The sequence below is a fragment of the Synergistaceae bacterium genome, assembly GCA_031267575.1.
In the GTDB taxonomy this organism is placed as follows: Bacteria; Synergistota; Synergistia; order Synergistales; family Aminobacteriaceae; genus JAIRYN01.
In genome coordinates, this window is record JAIRYN010000073.1 from 87,102 (window position 1) to 112,232 (window position 25,131).

General features: G+C 52.5%; 24 protein-coding genes and 1 tRNA gene. 22 read left to right on the forward strand and 3 right to left on the reverse strand.

Annotated features, from left to right (window positions below):
• The first annotated feature begins 14 nt into the window (after positions 1 to 14).
• The 22 genes from LBJ36_12065 (at position 15) to LBJ36_12170 (ending at position 22,674) form a co-directional block, all read left to right on the forward strand.
• Entirely contained in the window at positions 15 to 1,907 is a 1,893-nt protein-coding gene (locus tag LBJ36_12065; GenBank protein ID MDR1379768.1) for an ATP-dependent DNA helicase, read from the forward strand.
• A 58-nt stretch (positions 1,908 to 1,965) separates the two neighbouring features.
• Positions 1,966 to 2,346, forward strand: coding sequence for a hypothetical protein (locus tag LBJ36_12070; GenBank protein MDR1379769.1), 381 nt, complete (start codon positions 1,966 to 1,968; stop codon positions 2,344 to 2,346).
• 83 nt (positions 2,347 to 2,429) lie between these two features.
• Positions 2,430 to 3,416: a hypothetical protein gene (locus LBJ36_12075; GenBank protein MDR1379770.1), complete on the forward strand. Its 987-nt coding sequence runs from the start codon at positions 2,430 to 2,432 to the stop codon at positions 3,414 to 3,416.
• A 47-nt stretch (positions 3,417 to 3,463) separates the two neighbouring features.
• Positions 3,464 to 4,015, forward strand: coding sequence for a hypothetical protein (locus LBJ36_12080; GenBank protein MDR1379771.1), 552 nt, complete (start codon positions 3,464 to 3,466; stop codon positions 4,013 to 4,015).
• A 164-nt stretch (positions 4,016 to 4,179) separates the two neighbouring features.
• Positions 4,180 to 5,151, forward strand: a complete 972-nt coding sequence (gene pilM / locus LBJ36_12085; GenBank protein MDR1379772.1) for a pilus assembly protein PilM — start codon at positions 4,180 to 4,182, stop codon at positions 5,149 to 5,151.
• A 74-nt stretch (positions 5,152 to 5,225) separates the two neighbouring features.
• A complete protein-coding gene (locus tag LBJ36_12090) occupies positions 5,226 to 5,738 on the forward strand; it encodes a hypothetical protein (protein ID MDR1379773.1) in 513 nt (170 codons plus the stop codon).
• Positions 5,739 to 5,757: 19 nt separating this feature from the next.
• Positions 5,758 to 6,270 (forward strand): hypothetical protein, encoded by a 513-nt coding sequence (locus LBJ36_12095; GenBank protein ID MDR1379774.1) that lies wholly within the window; start codon positions 5,758 to 5,760, stop codon positions 6,268 to 6,270.
• 6 nt (positions 6,271 to 6,276) lie between these two features.
• The gene (locus tag LBJ36_12100) at positions 6,277 to 6,885 is read left to right on the forward strand and encodes a hypothetical protein (protein MDR1379775.1); all 609 of its coding nucleotides are present in this window, start codon (positions 6,277 to 6,279) and stop codon (positions 6,883 to 6,885) included.
• Positions 6,886 to 6,951: 66 nt separating this feature from the next.
• Entirely contained in the window at positions 6,952 to 8,805 is a 1,854-nt protein-coding gene (locus LBJ36_12105) for a secretion protein (protein ID MDR1379776.1), read from the forward strand.
• Between the two features lie 250 nt (positions 8,806 to 9,055).
• The gene (efp, locus tag LBJ36_12110; protein ID MDR1379777.1) at positions 9,056 to 9,628 is read left to right on the forward strand and encodes an elongation factor P; all 573 of its coding nucleotides are present in this window, start codon (positions 9,056 to 9,058) and stop codon (positions 9,626 to 9,628) included.
• A gap of 12 nt (positions 9,629 to 9,640) precedes the next feature.
• The gene (locus tag LBJ36_12115) at positions 9,641 to 10,063 is read left to right on the forward strand and encodes a hypothetical protein (protein ID MDR1379778.1); all 423 of its coding nucleotides are present in this window, start codon (positions 9,641 to 9,643) and stop codon (positions 10,061 to 10,063) included.
• Between the two features lie 42 nt (positions 10,064 to 10,105).
• Complete coding sequence (locus tag LBJ36_12120; protein MDR1379779.1) at positions 10,106 to 10,600, forward strand: Asp23/Gls24 family envelope stress response protein; 495 nt, start codon at positions 10,106 to 10,108, stop codon at positions 10,598 to 10,600.
• 81 nt (positions 10,601 to 10,681) lie between these two features.
• Positions 10,682 to 11,161 (forward strand): hypothetical protein, encoded by a 480-nt coding sequence (locus LBJ36_12125; protein ID MDR1379780.1) that lies wholly within the window; start codon positions 10,682 to 10,684, stop codon positions 11,159 to 11,161.
• Positions 11,162 to 11,186: 25 nt separating this feature from the next.
• Positions 11,187 to 11,660 carry a transcription antitermination factor NusB gene (gene nusB, locus LBJ36_12130; protein MDR1379781.1) on the forward strand — a complete coding sequence of 158 codons (474 nt, stop codon included), beginning with the start codon at positions 11,187 to 11,189 and terminating at the stop codon, positions 11,658 to 11,660.
• Between the two features lie 284 nt (positions 11,661 to 11,944).
• A complete protein-coding gene (xseA, locus tag LBJ36_12135; GenBank protein MDR1379782.1) occupies positions 11,945 to 13,144 on the forward strand; it encodes an exodeoxyribonuclease VII large subunit in 1,200 nt (399 codons plus the stop codon).
• Between the two features lie 79 nt (positions 13,145 to 13,223).
• Positions 13,224 to 14,477: an adenosylhomocysteinase gene (locus LBJ36_12140; protein MDR1379783.1), complete on the forward strand. Its 1,254-nt coding sequence runs from the start codon at positions 13,224 to 13,226 to the stop codon at positions 14,475 to 14,477.
• A 784-nt stretch (positions 14,478 to 15,261) separates the two neighbouring features.
• Complete coding sequence (locus LBJ36_12145; protein ID MDR1379784.1) at positions 15,262 to 16,566, forward strand: amidohydrolase; 1,305 nt, start codon at positions 15,262 to 15,264, stop codon at positions 16,564 to 16,566.
• A 364-nt stretch (positions 16,567 to 16,930) separates the two neighbouring features.
• Positions 16,931 to 17,938, forward strand: a complete 1,008-nt coding sequence (gene hrcA, locus LBJ36_12150; GenBank protein MDR1379785.1) for a heat-inducible transcriptional repressor HrcA — start codon at positions 16,931 to 16,933, stop codon at positions 17,936 to 17,938.
• A 40-nt stretch (positions 17,939 to 17,978) separates the two neighbouring features.
• Positions 17,979 to 18,614: a nucleotide exchange factor GrpE gene (locus tag LBJ36_12155; GenBank protein MDR1379786.1), complete on the forward strand. Its 636-nt coding sequence runs from the start codon at positions 17,979 to 17,981 to the stop codon at positions 18,612 to 18,614.
• A 50-nt stretch (positions 18,615 to 18,664) separates the two neighbouring features.
• On the forward strand, positions 18,665 to 20,527 hold the full coding sequence (dnaK, locus tag LBJ36_12160; GenBank protein MDR1379787.1) for a molecular chaperone DnaK: 1,863 nt from the start codon (positions 18,665 to 18,667) through the stop codon (positions 20,525 to 20,527).
• A gap of 83 nt (positions 20,528 to 20,610) precedes the next feature.
• Entirely contained in the window at positions 20,611 to 21,741 is a 1,131-nt protein-coding gene (gene dnaJ, locus LBJ36_12165) for a molecular chaperone DnaJ (GenBank protein MDR1379788.1), read from the forward strand.
• A gap of 30 nt (positions 21,742 to 21,771) precedes the next feature.
• On the forward strand, positions 21,772 to 22,674 hold the full coding sequence (locus LBJ36_12170; GenBank protein MDR1379789.1) for a DnaJ domain-containing protein: 903 nt from the start codon (positions 21,772 to 21,774) through the stop codon (positions 22,672 to 22,674).
• A 164-nt stretch (positions 22,675 to 22,838) separates the two neighbouring features.
• On the opposite strand, the gene LBJ36_12175 is transcribed toward LBJ36_12170, so the two are convergent.
• From LBJ36_12175 to LBJ36_12185, 3 genes are all read right to left on the reverse strand, one after another.
• Positions 22,839 to 22,914 (reverse strand) — tRNA-Asn (locus LBJ36_12175).
• Positions 22,915 to 23,320: 406 nt separating this feature from the next.
• On the reverse strand, positions 23,321 to 24,604 hold the full coding sequence (locus tag LBJ36_12180; GenBank protein MDR1379790.1) for a TRAP transporter large permease: 1,284 nt from the start codon (positions 24,602 to 24,604) through the stop codon (positions 23,321 to 23,323).
• A gap of 1 nt (position 24,605) precedes the next feature.
• Positions 24,606 to 25,127, reverse strand: coding sequence for a TRAP transporter small permease (locus LBJ36_12185; protein ID MDR1379791.1), 522 nt, complete (start codon positions 25,125 to 25,127; stop codon positions 24,606 to 24,608).
• Positions 25,128 to 25,131: the final 4 nt, after the last annotated feature.

Genomic DNA, 25,131 nt, shown 5'->3' on the forward strand with positions numbered 1-25,131 from the left:
CTCCTTCTGGTTCCTTGGCGCGTCGCTTTGAGGGATACGAACACAGACCGCAGCAGCTTCAGTTCGCTCAGGCAGTAGGAGCGTTTTTGCGCAATCCCTCCAAGTCGATTATGGCAGCTGAGGCGCCCCCTGGAGTGGGAAAGACTTTTGCTGTTCTCATCCCTGCTATCCTGGAGGGGGAAGACCGCCATATCCTCTTTCTCACCGCCAGCATTGCCTTGCAGGAACAGTTGATCAGTAAAGACCTTCCTAAGCTGAACGCTATTCTGGGGAAAAGTTTTTCCTATGGACTTCTGAAAGGAAGAGGCAATTACGTTTGCCTTCGAAAAGGCGCGTCCTTTGGAGGGGGCTACCTCCCCTTCGAGGGAACAGCCATCGACCTCGTCCGGTGGATCGAGGAGACCGAGACCGGCGACCTCTCGGAGTTGTCCCTGCCCGTCGGACACCCTCTGCTCACCCAAGCCTCCGCCAGCGCTAGCAGCTGTCTGGGGACCGCCTGCCCCTTTCGAGGACGTTGTTTTGTGACCCACGCCTTTAGGAACGCTCAGGACTGGCGAGTGATCGTTGCCAATTACCACCTTTTTTTCTCGCACATCATGAGCGGCGCGGGGTCTTTTCCCGTCAAGTACGACTGGTTGATCTGCGACGAAGCCCACCGCATTCCTGACGCCGCCCGCAACTCCGCCACGGTAGAGGCCGACGCCGAAAACGGCATGTCCCTTCTGAGAGCTCGAACACTTGCGGGGTTCGATTCCCTTTTTACAAAAGAAAAAGTTCCGACAGAACTTTTCAAAGAGCGGGCAACGGTTTGCCGAGAGTCGTTGGACACTTTGTTCGCTCTGACGGAGCTTCGTTGCCGTCAGGGCGAGGGTATCGTCGCTTGTGACGAAGAGCTGCTTCATAAAGGAGAGGAACTGACCCTCGGTTTTGAGAAACTCCTAGAGCCGCTGCGCGGATTGGAAGACCGATTTATGTCGGGGGGGTTCGAGAAGAGTTCCGACCTGGGAGAAGCCGCCTCCGTCATGAACTGGATCGACGAGGTGAACGAGTTCAAAAAAGCGGTGCTCTGGTGCCTGAAGGTGGACCAATTTCCAGGCTGGGGCTACTGGCGGGGAACGAACGCGCGAGGAGTGAGTGTCTTGGCGAGCGCCCCCGTGATGTGCGCGGAAATCATCCGTGGCGCTATCGAATCCGAGGCTCCAGAGAAAATCATCATGGTCTCCGCGACGTTGACCCTGGAGGGAGATTTTTCTTTCTGGTCCCGAGAAACCGGAATACAGCCTGATGAAACCCTCGTAGTGGCCTCTCCTTTCAATTTTGAAAAGCAAATGGAGATTTCGGTGGTGGATATCGGGATGCCTGTGGCAAGCCAAGGATACGATGACAAGATTTGCCGTATCATCGAGAAGCTCTGCGACGACAACGGAGGCAGCACCCTCGTGTTGCTTTCGTCCATGCGCCTTCTGCGCTCCCTGGCCGCCCTGATGCGAAAACACCAGCGGGGTTACGAGGTTCTCATACAGGGTGAGTCCTCTCAAAGAGATCTGCTTCAGCGGTTTCGCGAGGATAAGACCTCGGTGCTGATTGGCAGTGTTTCGTTTCGGGAAGGCGTGGATGTGCCAGGAGAGGGACTGACCCAAGTGATCATCGACAGAATCCCCTTTCCTCACCCCAACGACCCCTTGGTACAAGCCCGCAACATGCTGGAAGGCCGCAAAGCGTTTATGAAAACGACACTACCCAACGCCAAGATGTTTTTGCGACAAGCTGTCGGACGCTTGATCCGCAGCAGTGCAGACCGGGGACGCGTCGTGCTATTAGACGGACGCGCCTTGGACCGAAAAGAATGGAAAATTCTGGAAAGTCTCCCTGTTTGCAAACACCGTCGCCTTGCCGTCAAGGAATAAACAGCCATAGACAGCCACGGGAGCATTCAAAATGGACAGAAAACGGAAATAATGAGAAATGAGAAATGAGCAACCGAGAGCGAGACCTACAAATCCGCGCAAAAGAAGCGGGCAGTCCCTTATTGAGGTTTTGGTCGCGTTTTGCGTGTTGGCTTTGATCATTCCCTCGTCGATAGACGCTATCAGTCTCGTCTTTGCTGCGGAACTTCGCGTTTGTGAACGGGAACGGAAAATATCCTGCGCGGAATGGTGGTTCAACAGGCTGGAATCTCCTGTCTCTCAAACTCAGATTGACACGGCGCCCCGCGCGAACGAGTCGGGAACGATGCGTTTTGGCTGGGAGGTGGAGTTCTGTGAATACAACGCGTTTCGTATTACCCTCCGCGTCTCGAATGGTACGGGGCTCGACACGCCGTTCATCATGACTCGCGTTTATTGAAGAATTATAGAAGAATATAAATTAATTAATGAAGAATATAAATTAATGAAGAATATAAATGAAGAATATAAATAAGGAAGATCATGAAATCGAGAACCACGCGGCGTCTCGGCTTTACCCTCGTGGAGATTCTGATGACGATGACTCTCAGCGCCACGGTGGGACTTATCGTCATTCAGATTATCCAGCAGATCCTGTTTATGACGACAAAATCGTCGAATTACACCTTGGCTTGGGAAAGAGGACAAAATGTTTTGTCGATTCTTGATCCTCGTATATCGCACGTCGCTTTTGGAATTCCCTACGAGCGCGTGGGGGATCTCTTCCAAAAGTCTTTTGGAGGGGTTCCGGGAAAAAACGACGGACCGCCTCCCTCTAAGTGGTCGGATCGCGGGCCGGTTCAAATTTGGCGGGGAAAAACGCTGGATTCCCCGTCACTTTGGGATTTGGCGCCAGAGACGGATGGTGTTCATCGGGGACGAGGACTTGCCGTTCTTTACGCCGTGCCCTCCGCCCTGACCGTGAAACTGGCGGAAAATATACCCTTGCCGATGGACGCGGGGGTTACCGTCACGATAAAGTTGACGCCCAAGGAAAACTTGGAGAGGATTGGAGACCGGCTGCCAACCACAGCCAAAAACGACATGAGGTCTTGGGTGACTTTTCCTCTGACCGGTTTGCCTCTCTATACGAGCAAATACTCCAATAGCAACCTGACGATGCGTATACCGGAAGGATCCGGTCTTTCCTCGACGCTTTACCCTTACGACGAACTGCATTACCTGAGAGCGGAGCGCTTTCAGGTCAAAGACAGTACCCTGTACTCGGAAGAGCTATACACGTCATGGACAACTTTGGAACCCCTGCTGGAGGGAGTACTCGAAATGTGGTTTGAGTGGATGCCGTCGGAACGCCGCGTCGAGGCCTGGATCCTGGCAACGGGAGGAGGCGTTTCTTTCGGTAAGTCAAGCAGACCCGAAGAATGGCCGACCACCGCTCCTTGGCGCGCGGAGTTCGAGCAGCACGATATGGTCGTCGTGAGAAAATCGTGGCTTTTAGAAAACTTATAGACAACCGGTGCTGTAATAAGAACGCGGCACGGGTAAAGCAGGTCAAGATGGAGCCGCGTTGGCGGCGAGCCCATGCTTTGTCCTGGGTGGTGGCGTTGATGTTTCTGGCGTCGGTGTTACTTGGGGTGGAAGCGGCCCATTTGGGCTATTCTTTCGAGGTTATGGACATTTACTCGAAAAGGGCCGAAGCGCGGGCTGAACTTATCTCTTTGACAAATTTGGCGTCGAGATGGCTGCGAGCCGAGCTGAAAAACGGAATACGCCCCAGGGCCAAAGCGATAGAGTTCAACGAAAATTTGACAGATTTTAATTTATTGATTATTTTTTCGGCCGATGCCTTGGAGAAAATAGAAGGAGGAGTTCAGCTTTTCGACTTAGAGTACAATCCAGAGAACGTAGTGGAACCGGTGGCGGATCCTCTTTCTTTCCCGCCCTGTTTTCCGGGGGGATATTTGATTCGCGCGAGGCTCGCGAAAAAGGGACTGGCCCCCATTACGATGGAAAGTCTTTATGTTGTCACACCTTTTGACATCTTGGGAAAAGGGATTGTGTATATTTTGAAAGAAAAACCCTTGTATTGGAGAGAATTATTTCGCTAAAAAAATTTGTTTTCTTGATAAATCCCCTTTCGCAAAAAGAAGAAAACGTGTATTATAACCACACGTTTGGGGGTCTTTGAAGCATAATCAATGTCATTTACGATATGTTTCGATTTTGTGTCATGATTTTAAGTCATGATTTTAAGTCATAAGGAGGGGACTGAATGCCTTCCATATTTGCAAAGAAGGGAACCTCTAAAAATAAAGGACGTAAAGGTTCTAATTTTGCGGGATTGGCGCTTCACGGAGATTCTTTGCGATATTTAGAGCTGAGTGGCGGACGAGGATCCTTGAGAGTAGTCAAGCAGGAAATAGTGCCTATTTCTCGAGGGGCTATAATTAAAGACTCATTGGTGGACTTGGAGATGATCATATCTTCTCTTGAAAACCTCAAGTCGACGGTGGGAGGGTTTAGCTGTCCCGTGGTTTTAGGTGTGCCGTCGCGTGATGTGATTTTGCGCTTGGTCGAATATCCAAAGATGAGCATCGAAGACGTCAAAGAGGCATTGCAGTTCGAGTTCGATAAATATTTTCCTTATCCATATGCCGAGGCGGCGGCCGACGTAGCCGAAGTCGAGGTTCCAGCTCCTGAGGCGGCGGAGAAATCTATCGTTTTGGTAGCCACTTGTAGACAGCGCATTATCTATGACGTGGTGAGGGCCACGTCACGGGTGGGGATAAATCTAGCCGCGGTGGAGCCTATGAATGTGGCGTTTTTTAGGGCGGCGATCGGCCCAGATTCGCGGTCTGGTAGTTATTTTGTGGTGTTCGTAGAGCCGGAGAGCACCCAGATCATGCTGGGTTACAAGGACAACGGTATTCTCTTCAGATCTACGGCCGTGGATCTCACCGTTCGGGAAGTGAGGGACTCCGATGAAGGGATCATGCCTATCCTGAGAGACGTTCAGAACACGATCATTTTCGCAAGCAATCAATACAGAGGATTGGAACCCAATCATCTCATTTTGGGAGGCGTCGTGGGCAAAGATTCTCGATTGGGCACGCTGTTGGAGTCAGGAGCGTCCCTGACCGTCATTCCTCTGGACGTGTGGGATCTCTGGAGGACCCCCTCTTTAGTGGGTAACGTCAGTGGCTTTGAGGCCGCGTTTGGATTGGCAGTGAGGAATCTGCTATGAAGGTACAATTCGACCTTAGGCCAGCGAGTTTATTGGAAAAAGAACGCAAAAGGACTTCATTTAATATTATACGCTTGGCAGCGTCTATTCTTTTGTTTGTTTTTGTGGTGTCGACCGTCGGTTACATCACGTGGACGATCAGAGAAATATTCAAGCTGCAAGAGAAGCTCGACGAAGAACTCAGTGAGGTCGAGAGGATGGAGGATGAGCAGATGGCTCTCGCCGCTGAGATAAGTCGTCTCCGGCAACAGGAACAAACATATGCCAACACGCTCAAAATCATGCAGGACGACCTTCCCACCCTGGAGGTTTTGAATGCTTTCGGGGATGATATACAAGAGGGTATGGGGTTAAACACTTTTCGATTCACCAACCCAGCCCAAGGGGGAGGAACTATGGCGGTGCTGGACGCGACGGCCGCCAAGGAAGAAGATATCACCGCGCTGTCCAACAGCCTCCAAACTTGTGGAGTTTTTTCGTCCGTCACCATACCGACGATCAGGCGAGACGAAAAGACAGGGAGAGTTTCCTTTACGCTGAACTTGGTGGCGCTTCCCATCGGCCAAATCAACTCTTCCGGGAATTAATGAGGAAACGGGGGCGGACATGAACGACAATAAAGTCACTTGGGTAGGTGTCCTTTTTTCCTTTTTTTGCGCGGTCCTTATAGGAGGAGTCTGGTATTTAAACAATCGTTTGACGCAACTAAGCGAGGAATACGTTGGACTGGAACAGCGGAGGGGAGAACTCGATCAGACGATACTTTCTCTGATAGCCCAGAAAAAAGTGTTTTCGGAGGCGTTTGCTTCTTTTGAAAATTTCTCGGTCAACGCGGCGAGTGACGATGTAACTTTTTATGCCGATCTTCAACAGGTGGTACGGCAGGCCAGGGGGATCGAGATTCTCACGACGCAGCAGAGAGGAGTTAGAGATGGGCGCAGCTCTTACGCCCTGACGCTCCGGGGAGATTATTATTCCTTTACGCAGATTCTGGCGCACTGGCGCAACCTCAGGACGACGGTACGAGTTGCTGGAATGACCGTGACGGCGTCACGAACTCCCGAAACCAGGGGAGAAGTCCAGGTAGACGTCATCATGGAAGCCATCGTAGGTAGGTGAGCCGGGATGGAAGAGCGCATCAGCTGGGGTGAGGCATTTGCCGCAGCGTGGAACAATTTGACGGGAATCAGCGGCGAGGGGAGTTCCATGCTTCTCGTTCGTGTGGTGTTTTTTGCTTTGTTCGTAATAGGGACAGGGATGGCGGTTGTTTACTACCAAGAGCAGGAAGAGCTGACTTCTCCATACGTGGAGCCTCCTATGCCTATTGATGGGTCCGCAAGCGACAAACAGCGGCTAGATGAGATGCTGCGCCAAATAAGGGCAGCGTCCAACAAACGAAACAACAGCTCCTTTATGGCCAAGCGGATGGAAGATCGCTCCAATTATCCCTTTGGCGATCCCTTGCCCACTCCACCACCAAATGATGAACCTTTAATGGTGGTCATTCCTGATGTGATCATTGATTATCCTCCAGAGGGAATCATATTGCGGGCGATTATGATCACGGGCAATCAACAAGTCGCGCTGATGGATATCCCCGGGGTCGGCAACGGTTTGCTGGTCAAGGTAGGAGACACTTTCATGCAAAGAAAAGGACGTATCGTGCGTATCGCGCCTGACAAAGTAGTTGTGCGTTGGGGTGGCAAGAACTGGGATATAGCCCCTAGCTTTTAATTCCGGGAGATGGGGAAAAAGATGAAAACATCGCCTTACATAAAAGTTTTTTTATCGCTCGCGTTTTTGTTTTCGGCCTTTGGTAACGTTGAGGCCGCCTACGAAAAAAGGAGCTACAGTAATTACCAAGGTGGCGGATACTCCCCAAGAGAAGAGTATAGGGATCCCAGCAGAGGGTACAACTATAATGGGTACAACTATAATTACGGGGGCTATAGAGGGGATTATTATTACCAGGAGGATCCCCGATATAATTTTAGCACCACTAACGGAAAACCGTTGAGCGAATACTTACCAACTTTTTTCTCCTTCGAGTTCTATCAGATCGGCGACTCAGACCTGGTGTTGAGTATAAAAGGACGTAGCTTGCCCGGCCCGGAGGTTTCTTATTTCGACAACAAAACAATGATTGTCTTTCGTGAGGTTTTTGGAGAGCGAACGGAGACAGAGCACCGTTCCACTACCTCGCCAATGATTACAGAAGTTCGTTCCGAGCAGATTGAGCGGGATTTTGTCATCACCATCACGACGGAAAGACCCCTTCAGCTTCAAGGGGTGAGGGGCGCTCCCCCCTCTGACTCTTATACCCTACGCCTGACGACGGTAACGCAGATCCAAAAAAAGATTGAAGAACCCAACGCGACTCTACGGCCGCAAACTCCCGCCGGTCCTACAGGTCCTTTCGCCTCTAATATTCCTATCACTATGGATCTACGTGACGCGGAATTGAGGGACGTTTTCAGGATGCTGGGGGAGCAATTGAAAAAGAATATTATCATCGACCAATCCCTTCCTCCGGCGTTGGTGACGATGACGGTCAAGAATACTCCTTTGAGCGACGTTTTTTCTTACCTGATGAGGACCTATGACATCAGTTATGAAGTAATGGGCAAAGACACCATCGTGATAGGAACTAAAGTCGAGCTTTCAAAGCGTTCCGGTAAAGAAGAGATGCGCTCTTATCGTATCGCTTACGCCGATCCCAGCGCCATCAACAGCCTATTGCCCAATATAACAGGTATTCAGGGTTTGTCAGGCGTGGTGGATGCCCGGTTAAGGACCCTCTATGTTACGTCTACTCCAGACAACCTGGAAAAGGTCGCCATCGCTCTTCAGAAATTGGACCATCCCGGCCAGCAAGTTATGCTTCAAGCCCGCATTCTCGAATTTACGGACGGTGCCGAAAGGGATGTTCAGGCGGCTATTAACGCGGTTTACGATCACTGGTGGTTCAGTTACGCTGGAGGCTCGGCGCAGGGAGGCATGATCGACGACAACCGACAAGGTAGAAATTACACAGGACCGTCTGTGGGTATCCTGCCGACCAACACAGATATGCTCACCCCCATGCAGGGAATATGGCGCGAGTTCGATATGGCCTTCCGTGCTATGGAAGTGAAGAACAAGGGTAAAACCCTGGCGAGTCCTTCGATCATCACCATCGACGGTATGCCGGCCAATATCCAGTTGACGGAGGATTACCCCTACATTTCTGGCAGAGACGACGCAGGAAACGCTCACTGGTCGGTGACGACCGTGGGACCTCAGTTGCAATTGACTCCGAGAGTAGGACGAGATCGCGTAATTACTTTAGACGTCAACGTCTCGACGGGAACGGTTCTTAATATGATGCAAGGAAGCCTGGGAGAGCAGATGCCTAGAACTTCGAACCGCCGGGTGGCTACCAATGTGCGCGTGAGAGACGGAGAGCCTTTCGTGATCGGTGGGTTATTCCGAGAAGACCAAACGAACAATGTGACGCGTATTCCCGTTCTGGGACAAATTCCTCTTTTAGGAGAACTTTTTTCCGTTCGGACGAAAAGCAACAACAAAAGCCAGGTTGTGATTTTAGTGGTACCTTATATTCTAGGCACTCCAGACGTGGCGATCGAAGAGGAACGGGTTCTGCTTAACCGCTAATTAACCGCTAAAAAAGAACAGGAACGTCGGAGGCGGCTTTGTGTTTTGCCTTGTTTGTGTTTTACCTTATTTGTCCATCTGTTAAATTTATCTGTTAAATTTATCTGTTAAATTTGAATGGAACATGGAGGGCTGGAAGCGCGGTATAATGTAATCTGGTTTCCCGCCCTTTTTCGGTGAAAGCCGGAGGCTTTTTTAAAGCGAGTAAAAGCAGGTATAAAAAAGCAGGTATAAATGGAGGAGTTGGAGAATGGCGCAGGTAGTGGACACTACGGATTTTTACGTGGGGTTGAAATTTAGGTGGCAGGACGCCATCTGGGAGATCGTGGAGTTCGATCACCACAAGATGGGACGCGGCGGCGCGGTGGTGCGCACGAAGCTACGTAATGTGGAGACGGGCTCGGCGGTGGAGAACTCCTTCAAGCCGGGTGAAAAGTTTGAACGTGTCATTTACGACGAAAAACCGGCGCAGTTCAGTTACAAAGACGGAAACGATTATGTTTTTATGGATCTCGCCACCTACGACCAGTTGACGATCACTCCGGAGGCACTGGGAGACGCGACGAAGTACCTGGTCGACGAGATGGAGATCAAAATTGAGGTCTTCGAGGGAAAGATTATGGGGATTGAGCTTCCCAAGAGCGTGGTTTTGAAGGTGCTGGAGACCCCTCCCAGCTTCAAGGGAGATACGGTGTCCGGCGGAGGCAAACCCGCCGTCCTCGAAACGGGGATAACGGTCACGGTTCCCGTGTTCGTCGAACCAGAAGAATATGTGCTGGTCGATACTCGGACGGGGTTGTATCTAGAACGGGCAAAAAAATAGGAGGTGGAGGTTATGAACTCCAAGGAACGGATAGCGTACCTCCGAGGGATTCTTGATTCTATGCCTCGGGAAGAGAGAGAAGTCAAGATTTACTCCGCCATTGTGGATGCCCTGGATGCCTTGGCGCTGGAAGTGGAAGAGCACGCGAAGCAGATCGAGCTCCGCCAAGAGGACTATGAGGATCTGGCGGAGGAGGTGGATGACCTCCATAAAGAAATTTATGAGTTGGAGGAATCCATAGGAATGGAAAATGCCCAGGAAGACTACGACGAAAATGAAGAGGACGAAGAGGATTTGGAAGAGCTTACGGAGAGTTATATTTCCATGACCTGTCCGTCCTGCGCTTATTCTTTTTATTATAAATACGAAGATGGTAAGGAGAACGACAAGCTTGTCTGCCCCAGTTGTGGAGAGGAGTTTAGCCGTTCGCTCTAAATTTTTCGAGCTTTTTGAGAAGGATTTGAGGAGGGGGAAAAGATGGATCAAAAGTATGTCGATGAAAAAAAGAACGAGAAAAAGGCGGTTATCGAGACAAGCGATGTTCACGCTAAGGGCCAGTTCGAAGGTAATATCCATATATCCGACGACGTCATCATCGAATTGGCGCGGAAGACGATTTTAGGGATACCCAACATCCAACCCGCCAATGTGGGAATCGCCTCTAAATTCGGTATTGGACGTAAGGCCGGAGATGGCATCCGGGTGTCCCGCGTATCTGTGGAGGACGGCAAGATCCCCACGATAACGGTGGACGCCTATATCCTCGTCAAGTACGGACAGCGCATTCCCGATCTGGCTTGGGATGTCCACGGAAAGATCAAGGCCAATTTGGAACGTTATACTGGCTATTCCGTTTCGGCGGTGAACATCAACGTCCAGGGTATTTATCTGGAGGAACCTCAGCCTATTGCCGAAACTCTAAAAGAAGAAAACGAGGGCAACGTTGCCCTGGAGGAACAAGCTGAAGAATAGACAAGGGCCGATCTGGGGCTTGCGGCGGCTTCTGTCCGCAATAGGAATCAAGGCAGTACGTGTATCTTAGGGGTGATGAAAGTGTATTTTCTATGGAAACGAACTCCCCAAGGCAGTATAAGAGTATCGTGCGACGGGCTTTCCGGGTTTATTGATCGCGTTTTGCCCAGAAAATCCAAATGTCGTGGCTTGTCTCTCGTTGAAGGAGAAATTGCCTCGGTCACTCTGATTTTGTCCTCGGACAGTTCCCCCGTGGAAAACGTCAAGATCGAGGAACGTCTCGCCGCCATTGTGGCGCCTCTAGGTATCTGCGTGCAGGTCGTCTGGGTGGATAGGGACGCGCCCGAGGTGGAGTGGAGTGAGACATTGTCTTCTCTTTGTCAGAGCCCGTGGATGTGGATGTTAATCGCTTCTATGATTGCCTTGGGCGTTATGGCGGGATTCGCGCGGCTTTTTTGGACATTTTTCTGGGGAACGGCGGCTTGGTTTATCTCTAAAATAATCATTTCTTCTTTGTTCAAGAGGAAAGTAGGTTTCTTTTTATCCGAGTCCCGGAGGTAATTTTCGCGGAGGTCTCTTTATTATTTTGCCGAAAAAATCTTATACTGTACAAAACCGTCGTCGCGCTAGAGAGTTGGCGGTACAACTTTTGTATTCGCTGGATATCCGCCCTGACAAGAGCATCAGCGATTGTGTGGATGTTTTTACGTCCGAAGACGGGTTCGCGTCTGAGGAAAACGCCGAGGTCAAAGAGTACTTACGTTTTCTAGTCGAGGGAGTATGGAGCAAGCGCCGCGACATCGACAATAGAATGCGTATGGTTCTCACCGGTTGGAGGCCGGAGCGTATGGTCGCTGTGGATAGAGCTGTGCTTCGCCTGGCGATTTTCGAGGGTTTTATAGAGAAGGAAGTTCCCATACCCGTCGCCATCTCTGAAGCGGTGGAAGTGGCTCGTTTTTTCGGCGCTGAGGAATCCGGAAAGTTCGTTAATGGCGTTTTAGGCAAGGTGGCACGCCTCGCGAATCCAATATCGAATTTTTCCGTTACGATAAAGCGATGAGAAAGCCAACGGCTTCAGCTGTTGGCTGAGAATTGCAACGCCGCCGTTGGCGGCGTTTGTTTTGTATTTGGTTTCTTGCCATATATCTACTTTCATGTTAAACTCCTTTTATAGCTTATCAACGCGAGATGCGGGGCAGAACACGACCGGGATATTAATGCGGTTGTAAATATTCTCAGAGTGGGGGCATCCACTCTTAAAGAAGAAGACGTAAGACCGGTTTCAGTCGGCTGTCTTTGTCGATCTTAGAATCCCACAACTTTAGTTGTGGGAGTATGTCAAGGATGATGACGATGCAACTTCGACTTCCTAGATCTCAGCTAACCGTTGACGAGTTAACTTTTCACATTCAGGAACTTTTCGCCGCCGCCGCGTTGAAGTCGGTGGTTGTGAGTGGAGAAATATCGGAGCTCAAAAGGCACACGAGTGGCCATTGTTATTTTACCCTCTTGGGGGAGGAGAGCAGGGTCACTTGTGCTATTTTTAAACAATACGCCGGTTTTGTTCCCAAGTGGCTAGAAGACGGGGACAAAGCGCTAGTAGAGGGGAGCGTGGGGCTTTATCCCCAGCGGGGTGTTTATCAGCTTTACGCGCGGCGGTTGGTGCCGATGGGAGCGGGCGCTATCGGCCGGGCGCGGTGCGAACTTCGAGAGAGCCTCGAAAAAGAAGGGCTCTTTTCTCCGGCGCTGAAACGTCCCCTTCCCCTTTACCCTTCCAAAGTTGCTCTAATCACTTCGGAGACGGGGGCCGCGGCGCTGGATGTCGTCCAGGTGGCGAAACGTCGATATCCCGCCTGCGAGATTCTCGTGATAGGAACACAGGTGCAGGGGATAGACGCCCCCGCCAGTATTGTCCGCGCGTTTTCGCGCGTCGCGGCGGTTCCCCGCTTGGACTGCGTGCTGTTGGTGCGGGGTGGGGGAAGCCGGGAGGATTTAATTCCCTTCGACGATGAACGGGTCGTCCGCGCTATTCGCTTTTGTCCTGTCCCTGTCGTTAGCGGGGTGGGACACGACGTAGATATGACCCTTTGCGACTTAGCGGCGGATTTGCGGGCTTCTACTCCCTCCGCCGCGGCGGAACTTGTTTTTCCCGACTGGACGGAGATCGACCGGCAACTTCTTGAACACCGGAAGCGCATGACCTATGGGATAAGAAAACAAATCCTGAGCTACAGAACGCGACTGGATCATCAACAAACCCTCGCTGTGTCCCGGACGTGGCGTTGTCTTTCGCTTTCCGCGGTGTCGCTAGACACGATCCTCAAAAGGTTCGCCTCCTCGATGGAGCTGGCGCTGGCGGATGCTCAAAAAGCCCTGGCTGTCCGGGCGGCTTCTCTAGACGCGTTATCACCCTTGGCCGTTCTGGCTAGGGGGTTCGTCACCTGCGAACGGGATGGCGAGAGCGTTCGATCCGTACATACTCTCTCTAAGGGAGATCGGATAAAAATACGTTTTTCCGACGGCGGCGTAGAGGCCAATATTTAAGAAAATACTGTAAATATTCAAGCTCAAATGTTATAAAAAATGTTATAAAAAGATGTTATAAAAATCGGAGGGGTCTTTTTTGGAAAAATCGACGAAATACAAGATTGCGGACATCGAGAAGGCGTCGGGTGGCGCGAAGAAAATCGAGTGGGCGTGGCAATATATGCCCTCGCTCCAGTTCCTCGAAAACAAGTACAAGGCGAGCCAGCCCTTCAAAGGCGCGACGATCGCGGCCTGTCTGCACTTGGAGGCCAAAACGGCCTGTTTGTTGCTGACCCTCACTCGTCTGGGGGCAACTGTCGCCGCCTGTGGCAGCAATCCTTTGTCCACTCAAGACGACATCTGCGCAGCTTTAGCCCAGGGGGGCGTTAATGTCTTCAGTCGCCGGGGCATGGCGACGGACGAGTATTTTGGCTATGTTCGCGACGTTTTGGCCTTCGAGCCCAACGTAATTATCGACGACGGGGCCGACGTGGTGACGCTGATCCACAAGGAGCGTCAGGACTTGATCCCCCGCATCAAAGGGGCCTCCGAGGAGACGACCACCGGAGTCAAGCGATTGAAGGCCATGCAGGCCGATGGCGTTTTGAAATTCCCCGTCATCTCGGTCAACGACGCCCTGAGTAAATACCTGTTCGATAACCGTTACGGCACGGGGCAGTCCGTGTGGGACGGGGTGATGCGCACCACGAACATGGTGGTGGCGGGGCGCACGGTCGTCGTCGTCGGCTATGGTTGGTGTGGCAAAGGCGTCGCCAAGCGCGCGGCAGGCTTGGGAGCCCGGGTGGTGGTGACGGAGATTGACCCTCACAAAGCCTGTGAAGCCCTAATGGATGGTTTTGATGTCATGCCTCTCGAAGAGGCGGCGAAGATAGGCGACATTTTCCTGACTCTCACCGGCAACATCAAGGTCATCGACAAACGCCATTTCGCTTTGATGAAAAATGGCGTCGTCATGGGCAACGCCGGTCATTTCGACGTGGAGATTTGCAAGCCCGACCTGGTGGCCATGGCCGAGCGAGTCGAGCATTTGCGCGACAACATCGATACTTACGTCATGAAGGACGGACGCCGCCTGAATTTGCTGGGAGAAGGGCGTCTGACGAACCTGGCCTGCGCTGACGGACATCCGATCGAAATCATGGATCTAAGTTTCGCGTTGCAGCTCGAGGCCGCGCTCCACGTCTACACACATGCGATGTCCCCTGGTGTCCACGCCGTGCCTGAAGAGACTGACAGGGCCGTCATGGAGTCCAAGTTAGCGGCGCTGGGCATCAAACTCGATCAATTGACCTCCGAACAGATCAAATATATGAAAAGCTGGCAAGACTGAATGTGAGTAAAAGGTGGCGATGAGTTCCAATTTACGATAAAGCGATGAGAAAGCCAAGGGCTTCAGCCGTTGAGCCATTGGATGAGAATCGCAACGCCGCCAACGAGCGGTGTTCGTTTTTGTTTCTTGTCGTGTCTCTAAATTCATGTTAGACTTCTTTCATGATTGCGATATCAATGCGGCGCTGAATATTCGCAGAGTTGGGGCATCGACTCTTAAGGGAGAAGACGTAAGACCCACTTCATAATAGGAGCTATCGTTTCCAACCATCAGGTTTTTAGTAATATAAACAAAGCGTCCAGAGTTAAGAAATTAAAACGTAGGCTTAAACGAGAGCAACGTAAATTTTTTCGAAAAATTAATTATAGAAAGAAGGTGAAACCTGCTGCTGGAAAATTTGCGAACCTAGATAAATAGCGTATCAAAGTCCAGAAAGCCTACTACAAACTTGATTGTGTAAGAAAAGACTATATCAACAAAATAGTCTCCGCGCTGGTGATGACCAAGCCAGCCTATATTACAATCAAGGACCTTAATATTCTTGGAATGATGAAAAACAAGCGTCTCTCAAGTGACCGTGTCTATATCTGCCAAGAACGCGGGTTGAAAATAGACCGCGATTTGAACGCGGCTATGAACCTGTAATGTAAAGCTATGTACCGTGGGCTACACGGGAATTTAAGCCTTTAGACTTCCGCGCAAGCTTTGGCGAAAGAGGGAAGGATGAAGAAGGAAAAATCTGGACTATTACACATTTGTGTAGGCTTTTCAGTAGCAGGAACGTATGGCTACTTTATTTAAAGACGTCTTTATACTGGACGGAGAGCGAGAGAAGGCGCAACGAGGGCACGTTCTCGTTTCCAAGGGACGTATTCAAACCTTGTCGGAGGCGTCCAAAGCCCCACCCGTCGCCGACAAGGTCGTGGAGGGTGGAGGACACATGGCCCTTTTGCCGGGTTTTGTCAACGCCCATACCCACGCGGCGATGGTGCTTCTACGCGGACTGGGTGAGGAAGCGCCTTTGATGGAATGGCTCCAGAAAAAGATATGGCCGGCTGAGGCGAAACTTACGCCCGAACACATCTACTGGGGCGCGATGTCCGCGATTTTGGAGATGCTCGAGACGGGAACCACCTGTTTCGCTGACATGTATTTCGAGATGGACGGCGTCGCCCGGGCTGCCCTGGAGGTGGGAATGCGCGCCGCGCTCTGCCGCGGCATTACCACCGGCCCCCCCGTGGATGGGATCCCCAAAATCGACCGGAGCATCGAGGATAACCTGAGTCTTTTCGAGCGATGGCACGGCCGCGAAGGACTTCTGACAGTGCAACTGGGACCCCACGCGCCTTACACCGTGCCGCTCGACGGCATGAAAAAAATCATCAAAATCGCCAAAGAGCGCGGGATTGGTCTCCATTTCCATTTTTTGGAGACGGAGTGGGAAGTGGGGTACATCCGTGACGAGCTGAAAATGACTCCCGACACCTACCTTCAAGAGACCGGAATTTTGGAAGTGCCTGGTGTCGTACTCGCTCATGGCGTGTGGATGGATCCCACTTGGGCCGACTCCCTGGACATGTCCCAGGTCGTGATCGTACATAACCCTGCCAGCAATATGAAACTTGGCAGCGGTGTGATGCCTCTGGACACGTGGCTCGACAAAAATGTGGGCCTCGCCTTGGGAACAGACGGAGCGTCGAGCAACAATCGATTGGACATGTGGAGTGATATGCGGAGCGCCGCTTTGTTGCACAAAGGCGTTACGCGCAACCCGATGAGCGTGCCCGCGCTGGACATCCTGCGCATGGCGACATTCGAGGGCGCTCGGGCCTTCGGGTTTACAAACAAAGGTCTAATCCGCGAGGGTTGGGTGGCCGATCTGATGCTGGTCGACTTGGATCAGCCTCATTATTTAGGCGTGAACGAAGAGAACCTAGTGAGCTACATTGTCTACGCTGGATCCTCGGCCGACGTTAAGGGCACGATGGTAAACGGCAAATGGTTGTACAAGGACGGAGTTTACCCGAACTTAAACCGAGAGGAGATCCTTCGCAAGGCCCGTGAGGCGAGAAAAGCGATTACAGCGTGACGTTGCTGCTAAAATAAACTCGTCTCTATTTTTATCAACTTTTATCAACTTTTATCAACGCTATGTTTATTAATCCGCAGGTTGTTGCCTTAAGCCCACTGATAGAAATTCTAAAGCCACAACCTGCGATTTTAGGATATGTCTATAGAAATTCTTGGTTACACTTTTCAAATTTCAAAGATGCGATAAATAAGTAAGCCGAAACCCCCTCACGAAACCACGGTACGTAGTAATCCTTATTCTTGTTCAAATCTCTTTGACTTGTATTGACAATTATAGTCGAGATTGCTAATCTACCCATAGGTTATTTATATTGGCACTCACTTATATAGAGTGCTAATATAAGACTCGGAAGGTGAAACCCATGCTGACGGAAAGACAGTTAGGAATCGTATTGGCGGTTGTATACGAGTATATCAAGACGGGGGAGCCCGCCGGGTCACGCACGATCACAAAGAAGTACATCAAGGGACTGAGCCCCGCTACCATACGTAACGAAATGGCGGATTTGGAGGAGATGGGGTACTTCTATCAGCCTCACACTTCCGCGGGGCGCTTGCCTACGGCGAAATCCTATCGGGTGTACGTGGACTCCGTGACTTCTCGGGAACGTTTGCGTCCTCGAGAGAGCAATGAGTGGCAGCAGGAAATCGAAAGCCGGAGAAGCGGGATCGAGGACCTTTTGAGTTACGTCACTCACATGTTGTCCCGTCTGACGAGTTACGTGGGGGTTGCGGCCGTGGCCGGGCTCGATAATACCGAGATTCAGCACATTGATTTGATGTCTTTAGGCGGGTCGTATATTCTGGCGCTAATCGTTCTCAAGGGAGGGCTGGTGCATCACTCCCAGTTCACCCTGCCCTGCGAGGTGGAGCCCTTGGTAGTAGAGGAACTGGCGCGCCGACTTAACACCGTGGCGTCAGGCAGGACCTGGAGCGAAATCCGAGGCGTTCTCTACGATTTCGTTTTAAACGGGCTCGAAAGCGCGGAAGAAGCGTGCAGGATGGCGATTCTAGAGCTGGATAATTTCCTGACCATGCAAAATTATCGTTTTTTCAGCAGTGGAGCGCAGCACATTCTAAACCTGCCCCACTTCCAGACGTTAGGCCGGCTTCAGGCCGTTCTATCCCTTCTGGAGCAGGAAAAACCCCTGGCGAAGTTAATCGAGAGCTGCCGTCGAAGCGAATCCCTCAAGGTCAGCATCGGCGAAGAAAACGACGTGGAAGGCATGGGGGAGAACGCCATGATCCTGATCCCCGCCCAAACCTGGCAACAAAAAGCCGTGCTGGGCCTTATCGGTCCTCTGCGCATGGACTACGAGCGTTCCATCAACATTCTGGAGGCCATGGTAGATGCCTTAAGCAAAAAGTAAAAGCGATAAAAAGAAATCATCTAAAGGAGAGGATAGAAGGATGCCGGAATACATGATCGACGACCACGAGGTCTCCGATACGCGTACGCGGAACGCAAAGAACGCAAAGACGGAGACCGAACTCGAAGAAGAAGAAAAAGAAGAAACAGAAAAAGAAACAGAAAAAGAAGAAGAAAAGAAAATGACTTCGGGCGCCGGCATTTCAGAGACGGAAATCAAGGAAGAGGCGGAGGAAATCAACGAAGTGGAGAGCTTAAAGAACCAGCTCGCTGCCGCCAGGGCGGACCTCTACAACTATCGACAGAGAATGGAACGCGACCGGGCCAAAGCCAGGAAGCTCGTCGCCGAGGACAAGGTCTCGGAGTTTTTGCCCGTGCTGGACAACTTGGACAGAGCGCTTCTGGTTCCAGAAGAGGGAATGGCCAAGGACGTGCTGGTGGGCGTTCGCATGGTGCAGCGCCAGTTTTTGTCAGTCCTGGAAAACTCAGGCGTGACGGTGATCCCCGCAGAGGGGAGCTTTGACCCCTTGCAACACGAAGCGATGGAGACGGAGTTCGTCGATGATCCCGCGCGGGACGGAATCATCTTGCGCGAACTTCTGCGGGGCTACCGGACCTCCGACCGCGTTCTGCGCCCGACCCAAGTGCGAGTGGGTAAATTGAGAGCGTCTAAATGAGAGCGTCTAAAAACGAGTAATCAAAAATCAAAATTCAGGAGGAATAGATTATGGCTAAAGTAGTGGGAATTGATTTGGGAACGACGAACAGTTGCATTGCTGTGCAAGAGGGTGATCAGACGACCATCATCGCCAACGCAGAGGGCATGAGAACCACGCCCTCGGTGGTGGCTTTCACCAAAGAGGGAGAGCGCCTGGTAGGGCAGCTTGCCAAACGTCAGGCTATCGTCAACTCGGACAGGACGGTCATCTCCATCAAGCGTGAAATGGGGACGGACCACCGCGTCACCATCGACGACAAGAAATATACGCCACAGGAAATTTCGGCCATGATTCTGCAAAAGATGAAACGCGACGCGGAAGATTACCTAGGCGAGCCGGTGAAGCAGGCGGTCATCACTGTCCCTGCCTACTTCACGGATGCTCAGCGTCAAGCCACGAAGGACGCGGGAACCATCGCGGGACTAGAGGTTCTGCGCATCATCAACGAGCCCACGGCTGCCTGTCTGGCCTACGGTGAAAACAAGCAAGAAGAGCACAAGATTCTGGTGTTCGATCTGGGCGGAGGAACCTTCGATGTCTCCATCCTGGACGTGGGCGAGGGCGTCTTCGAGGTGTTGGCCACGGCGGGCGATAATCGGCTGGGGGGTGACGACTGGGACAACCGCATCGTGGATTGGATGACGGCCGAGTTCAAGAAAACCGAGGGCGTGGACCTGAAAAACGACCGTATGGCAATGCAGCGCCTGCGCGAGGCGGCGGAAAAGGCCAAGGTGGAACTGTCCTCCATGACGGAAACCACTATTTCCCTGCCCTTTATCACCGCGAACCAGAGTGGTCCCAAACACTTGGAGATGAAGCTGTCTCGGGCCAAATTCGAGGAGATGACCGCCGACCTCATGGACCGCACCATCACGCCCTCCCGACGCGCCATCGAGGATTCAGGGCTTAAGATCAGTGAGATCGACAAGATTCTTTTGGTGGGCGGCTCAACCCGTATGCCTATGGTTCAGAAGAAGATCATAGAGCTGCTGGGCAAGGATCCCACCAAAGGCATCAACCCCGACGAGTGCGTAGCGGCCGGAGCCGCCATTCAAGGGGCGATTCTGAAGGGCGACCATAAAGACATCGTGTTGGTGGACGTTACGCCTCTTTCCCTAGGTCTCGAAACCCTGGGCGGCGTGTTGACCAAAATCATCGAACGCAACACGGCTATTCCTGTCTCCAAGAGTCAGGTTTTCACGACGGCGGGCAACAACCAGACCCAGGTGGAGATCATGGTTCTCCAGGGCGAGCGTGCTATGGCCAGCGACAACGTGAGATTAGGGCAGTTCGTTCTGGACGGGATACCTCCTGCGCCTCGAGGCATTCCTCAGATCGAGGTGACCTTCAACATCGACGTCAACGGCATCCTGAACGTTTCCGCCAAAGACAAGGGGACCGGCAAAAACCAGAAGATCACGATCCAGTCCTCGAACCTCTCCAAAGAGGAGATCGAGCGCATGAAGGGCGACGCGGACTCCCACGCGGACGAGGATAACAAAAAGCGCGAGGCCGCGGAAGCCCGTAACGAGGCGGACAGCGCGATCTTCACCGCCGAAAAGCTGATGTCGGACCTGGGGGACAAGATGACCGCCGATGAGAAGGGCAAAGTCAACTCTCGCGTGGAGGAACTGAAGCAGGCGTTAGAGTCGGGTGATGTGAGTCGTATGAAGAGCGCGAAATCCGAGCTGGACAAAACGCTTCAGGAGTTTTCCACACGCCTCTACCAGCAGGCGGAAGGGCAGCCGGGCAGAGGTGAGTCCTCCTCTGGAAATTCTTCTAGAAATTCGTCTTCGTCTTCTTCTTCTTCCGACGATACCGTGGACGCGGAGTTCACAGAGCCGAGTGACGGAGAACGAGATAGGTTATAATCAGGAGAGCGGAGGGGTGAGGGTGAAGTGTCTCCCCTCCGTTTTTTGTTCATGCGAAATGAAATGGTGCGGGGTGTTTTTTAGTGGAAGATCTATATCAGATATTGGGCGTCGCGCGAGACGCGTCGCAGGCGGATATCAAAAAGGTTTACCGCCAGCTCGTCCGTCAATTTCATCCGGACACAAACCGCAACAACCCGGAGGCCGAGGAGAAGTTCAAAAAGATCAACGCGGCCTACTCCGTTATAGGCGATCCCGAAAAGCGTGCCCGTTATGACCAGTTTGGAACAACCGAGGCTGGCGGAAACCCTTTCGAGGGGGGTTTCAACGGCGGGTTTGGGGATCTTTTCGGGGACCTGTTCGAGCAGGTTTTTGGCGGCAGTATGGGCATGGGAGGACGTCGTGCCGATCCCAACGCGCCTCGGCGCGGATCCGACATGGAAATGGGCATCACCGTGACGCTACTGGAGGCTGCCAACGGCGCGACTCGTAATCTAGATATTCCGAGATGGGACAATTGCCCCACCTGTGGCGGCACAGGGGCAAAACCGGGGACCGCTCCGCAGACTTGTTCCACCTGCGGGGGACGCGGACAAGTGGAATCTATTCAGAACACGCCCTTCGGACGATTTGTGTCTGCCACCACCTGTCCTAGGTGCCAGGGCAAGGGTAAAATCGTCCAGGAACGCTGCGAGACCTGTGGCAGTCGCGGACAGGTACGCCAGAACCACAAGATCGAGATTAAAATCCCCGCTGGGGTGGAGATGGGGACTCGGCTGCGTATCTCTGGCGAGGGCGAAGGGGGTATAAATGGAGGACCTCACGGCGACCTTTTCCTGGTGATCGAGGTCGAGCGGCACAAGGAGTTCGAGCGCGATGGCGGCGACCTCCACAGCCGTCTCGTTCTAACTTATCCCCAAGCGGTGTTGGGCACGTCCATAGAGATCCCCACCCTGATCGACGGCAAGGAGAAGATCGATGTCCCTGTAGGTACGGCTCATGGGCGCGTCCTCAAGGTCCGAGGCAAGGGGATGCCCCGACTACGCGGCCCCCGCGGGCGAGGAGACCTCTACATCCATGTGTCCATTGACGTGCCCACGAAGCTGACGGATAAACAAAAAGAGTTGATCTTGGAGCTGGCCAAGGAGATGAAGGTTCCCGTTGGTATAGGAGAGGGGGGCATCATCGATAAATTCAAAAAACTCTTTGATTAATTAAAGAAAAGAAAATAGAGGCGATAGATTATGGCCGTACAGTACAAAGACTATTACGAGATTTTGGGGGTGACGCGGACGGCGTCTCAGGACGAGATCCGAAAAGCCTATCGGAAGCTGGCGAAAAAGTATCACCCGGACGTCTCCAAGGAGAAAAACGCGGATGCCCGGTACAGGGAAATCAACGAATCCTATGAAGTCCTGAAAGATCCAGATAAGCGCGCTAAGTACGACACTCTGGGAGCGAACTGGGAACAGGGGCAAGACTTTACCCCACCTCCAGGCTGGCAGGGCGGCGGACCTCAGGTGGAGTTCGGTGGCGAGTGGTCAAGCTTCAGCGACTTCTTCAAAACGATCTTCGGCGGAACCGGCGGAACCGGTGGGTTCGGGGGTGCTTTTTCGGGAGGCGCCTTTTCGGGAACCGGAGCCCGTGTTCAACGACGGGACAGGGAGGTAATCCTGCAACTCTCGCTGGAAGAGGCGACCAGGGGAGGAACACACTCCCTATCGCTTGTTTTCCCAGGACAACGCGCTCAAACGATCAACGTCAACCTGCCCCGAGGTATCGTGAACGGGTCGCGGATTCGTCTGCCGGGTAAGGCCCCCGAGGGCGGGGATATTTACGTGACCTTGCAGATAACGCCTCACTCGGTCTTCGAAGTAGAGGGTCATGATTTGATTCGCGTGGTGAAGGTAGAGCCCTGGCGGGCTGTCCTGGGAGGAATGGTCTCCGTCGGGACTTTGGATGGCAGTGTCGAGATGAAGCTACCGGCGGGAATCCAGAACGGGCAAAAGCTGAGGCTCAGGGGTAAGGGCCTCCCCAAACGCAACGATAGCAACGGAGACCTTTTCGTTCGCGTCGAGGTCGCCATCCCCAAAGACTTGACGGAAAAACAGAAAGCGCTTTGGGAAGAACTCGCGAAACTGGGGTAACAGATAACCCGTAGCCCTCAAGAAGACCTCTAGTATATCCGCATGGGGGCTGCGGGAACTGAGGCGGGAAAGAAATATACGCAGACGTCCAGACGTCTAAAAACGCAAAACCCCCGCTTCCGCAGGGGTTTTAAATATATATTGAATACATCTGGATTTTTTTTTGGCTCCACGACCAGGACTCGAACCTGGAACCTAGTGGTTAACAGCCACCCGCTCTGCCGATTGAGCTATCGTGGAATACTTTTATATTATACATCCATGATCCTTTCGGTGTCAACCTATTGACAACCCAAAAGCAGGGCAACGGCATTTACTTTTGATTGAGAGGGTTCTATCTCACGGAATCATAAAATTTAATTCGATCTGCGCAATGCCTCAATCTCCGCTACGGGTAAGTTTGTAATCGTGGCGGCTTTTCTCCCGCATCTCGTACATAAAACGCTCTTCGTCCGCTTTCGCGAAAATATCTTCATCTTCCACATCTTCCACCGTCAGGGCCCGACCGACCGATTAAAGGATCTAAAGGATCTTGCGTCGCTATGCGTTCCATAAGCTCTCCAGACGCGTGACCATGCCTCTCTGAGCGTCTCGACTCGAAAACGGAGGGACACGAGACCGCCCCTCCGTTATATGGTTTGCGTAATTACAACGAACCGTAGACCAACCGCGGCAGAGCCAGCGAGAGCCAGGGAATGTAGGTCACCAGGAGCAGGACCAGGATCAATGCCGCCACCATCGGGAAGATGGGGCGACTCACTTCCTCGATTGTCAAGCCCGTTATCGCGCTCGCCACATAAATGTCGATGGCAACGGGAGGAGTGGCCATCCCTATAGCCAACCCGACGACAATAACAAGTCCAAAGTGAACCAGATTTCCGCCCACGCCGACAATAGCCGGCAAAAAGATTGGAGTCAGAATGATCAGGGCGGACGCAGTCTCCATGAACATACCTGCGATGAGAATGATCACCGTAATCACGAGATAAACCATAAACGACGTACCGCCCGTTGCCTGTAGAACGGAGGCCGCGATTTTGTCGGGGATCTCGTAAAACGCGAGCTGCCACCCGAAAATTTTCGACGTCGCGATGATGAACATGATCAAGGCGCTGGTGACTCCAGAGTTAATGACGAGGCGATAGGCCGCTTTCAGGGTCAGGGCCCGGTAGATGAATACCGCCACGAACAGGGAATAGACCACCGCCACAGCGGCAGCCTCCGACGGCGTGAAGTAGCCGGAGAAGATCCCACCCAAAATCAGCACCGGGGTCATCAAACCCCAGATCGCGTTGACGAAGCGCTTGCGTTTTTCCTTCCCATCGACAGCCTCACCGGCAGGGTAGTTCCGCTTTTTAGCGACATAAAGCGCGTATAAGATCAGGCTACCGCCCATCAAGAAGCCGGGAATGAAACCCGCCATGAAAAGCTTGCTCACCGGCACCCCGACAATGACCGCATAGAGCACCATCGGGACGCTTGGCGGAATGACAACGCCGATTGTCCCCGCCGCGGCGATGAGCGCGGCCGAAAAATCCAGATCATATCCTTTCTTCTTGAGCTGCGGCAGAAGCGCGGACCCCACCGCCGCCGTGGTGGCGGCCCCGCTGCCGGATATGGCGGAGACGAACATCGATGCCACGATAGACACGATGGCAAGGCCTCCCCGCAGACGCCCCATAGCGGCCTCGGCAAAGGCTACAATGCGGTCGGATATGCCTCCATGGGCCAAAATATCACCCGCCATCACAAAAAACGGAACCGCCACCAGCGAAAACGAGCTGACGCCAGCAAAAAGCGTCTGAGGCAGCGCTTCAAGAGGCATCTCCGACAACACCATGACCAGCATAGCCGAAACGCCGATAGAAAGCGCTATGGGGACACCGAAGATAAGCAACAAAAAAAACGAGGAGAATAGAACGACGCCCATATCAAGCACCCGAAGCCTTTTTGACAATGGGGACGTCGTATTTCAGCAAGTTCTCGACGTGGGCTGCCAGATGCAGTATCGTCACCGTTCCGGTGAGAGGAAAAACGAGGTACATCCAGGCCATCGATATCGGTATCGACGAGGCCATTTGCATCCTCTCCGCGATACAGAACTCCGCGCCATACCACCCCGTTACTCCGAAGAAGACGATCCCCGTCAACTCTATGGCAAGCATCATGATTTTTCTGACGGGCTTTGGCAGCACATCCAGCATGAAGGTGACGGCGATGTTGGAACCACGCTTAAAGGCTATCGTCGTTCCCAGAAAAGAGGCAAACACCAACAAAAAGCACGTCACCTCTTCCGACCAGGTCAGCGACTTAAACCAAGTCCGAAAAACAATCTGCAAGATCGTCACCACGGTCATCAGCGTTAACGTCAGAAACAAACCCACTTCGCAGAGCGAATTCATACCGTCGCTCAACCATCCTAGCAACGAGCGGCGGGATTCCACCGATGCCATATTC

Bases quoted from the DNA above. Each gene is read 5' to 3' on its own strand.
- LBJ36_12070 (MDR1379769.1), top strand. From the start codon at position 1,966: ATGAGAAATGAGCAACCGAGAGCGAGACCTACAAATCCGCGCAAAAGA.
- LBJ36_12075 (MDR1379770.1), top strand. From the start codon at position 2,430: ATGAAATCGAGAACCACGCGGCGTCTCGGCTTTACCCTCGTGGAGATT.
- LBJ36_12080 (MDR1379771.1), top strand. From the start codon at position 3,464: ATGGAGCCGCGTTGGCGGCGAGCCCATGCTTTGTCCTGGGTGGTGGCG.
- pilM (MDR1379772.1), top strand. From the start codon at position 4,180: ATGCCTTCCATATTTGCAAAGAAGGGAACCTCTAAAAATAAAGGACGT.
- LBJ36_12095 (MDR1379774.1), top strand. From the start codon at position 5,758: ATGAACGACAATAAAGTCACTTGGGTAGGTGTCCTTTTTTCCTTTTTT.
- LBJ36_12100 (MDR1379775.1), top strand. From the start codon at position 6,277: ATGGAAGAGCGCATCAGCTGGGGTGAGGCATTTGCCGCAGCGTGGAAC.
- efp (MDR1379777.1), top strand. From the start codon at position 9,056: ATGGCGCAGGTAGTGGACACTACGGATTTTTACGTGGGGTTGAAATTT.
- LBJ36_12115 (MDR1379778.1), top strand. From the start codon at position 9,641: ATGAACTCCAAGGAACGGATAGCGTACCTCCGAGGGATTCTTGATTCT.
- LBJ36_12120 (MDR1379779.1), top strand. From the start codon at position 10,106: ATGGATCAAAAGTATGTCGATGAAAAAAAGAACGAGAAAAAGGCGGTT.
- xseA (MDR1379782.1), top strand. From the start codon at position 11,945: ATGATGACGATGCAACTTCGACTTCCTAGATCTCAGCTAACCGTTGAC.
- LBJ36_12145 (MDR1379784.1), top strand. From the start codon at position 15,262: ATGGCTACTTTATTTAAAGACGTCTTTATACTGGACGGAGAGCGAGAG.
- hrcA (MDR1379785.1), top strand. From the start codon at position 16,931: ATGCTGACGGAAAGACAGTTAGGAATCGTATTGGCGGTTGTATACGAG.
- LBJ36_12155 (MDR1379786.1), top strand. From the start codon at position 17,979: ATGCCGGAATACATGATCGACGACCACGAGGTCTCCGATACGCGTACG.
- dnaK (MDR1379787.1), top strand. From the start codon at position 18,665: ATGGCTAAAGTAGTGGGAATTGATTTGGGAACGACGAACAGTTGCATT.
- LBJ36_12170 (MDR1379789.1), top strand. From the start codon at position 21,772: ATGGCCGTACAGTACAAAGACTATTACGAGATTTTGGGGGTGACGCGG.
- LBJ36_12180 (MDR1379790.1), bottom strand. From the start codon at position 24,604: ATGGGCGTCGTTCTATTCTCCTCGTTTTTTTTGTTGCTTATCTTCGGT.
- LBJ36_12185 (MDR1379791.1), bottom strand. From the start codon at position 25,127: ATGGCATCGGTGGAATCCCGCCGCTCGTTGCTAGGATGGTTGAGCGAC.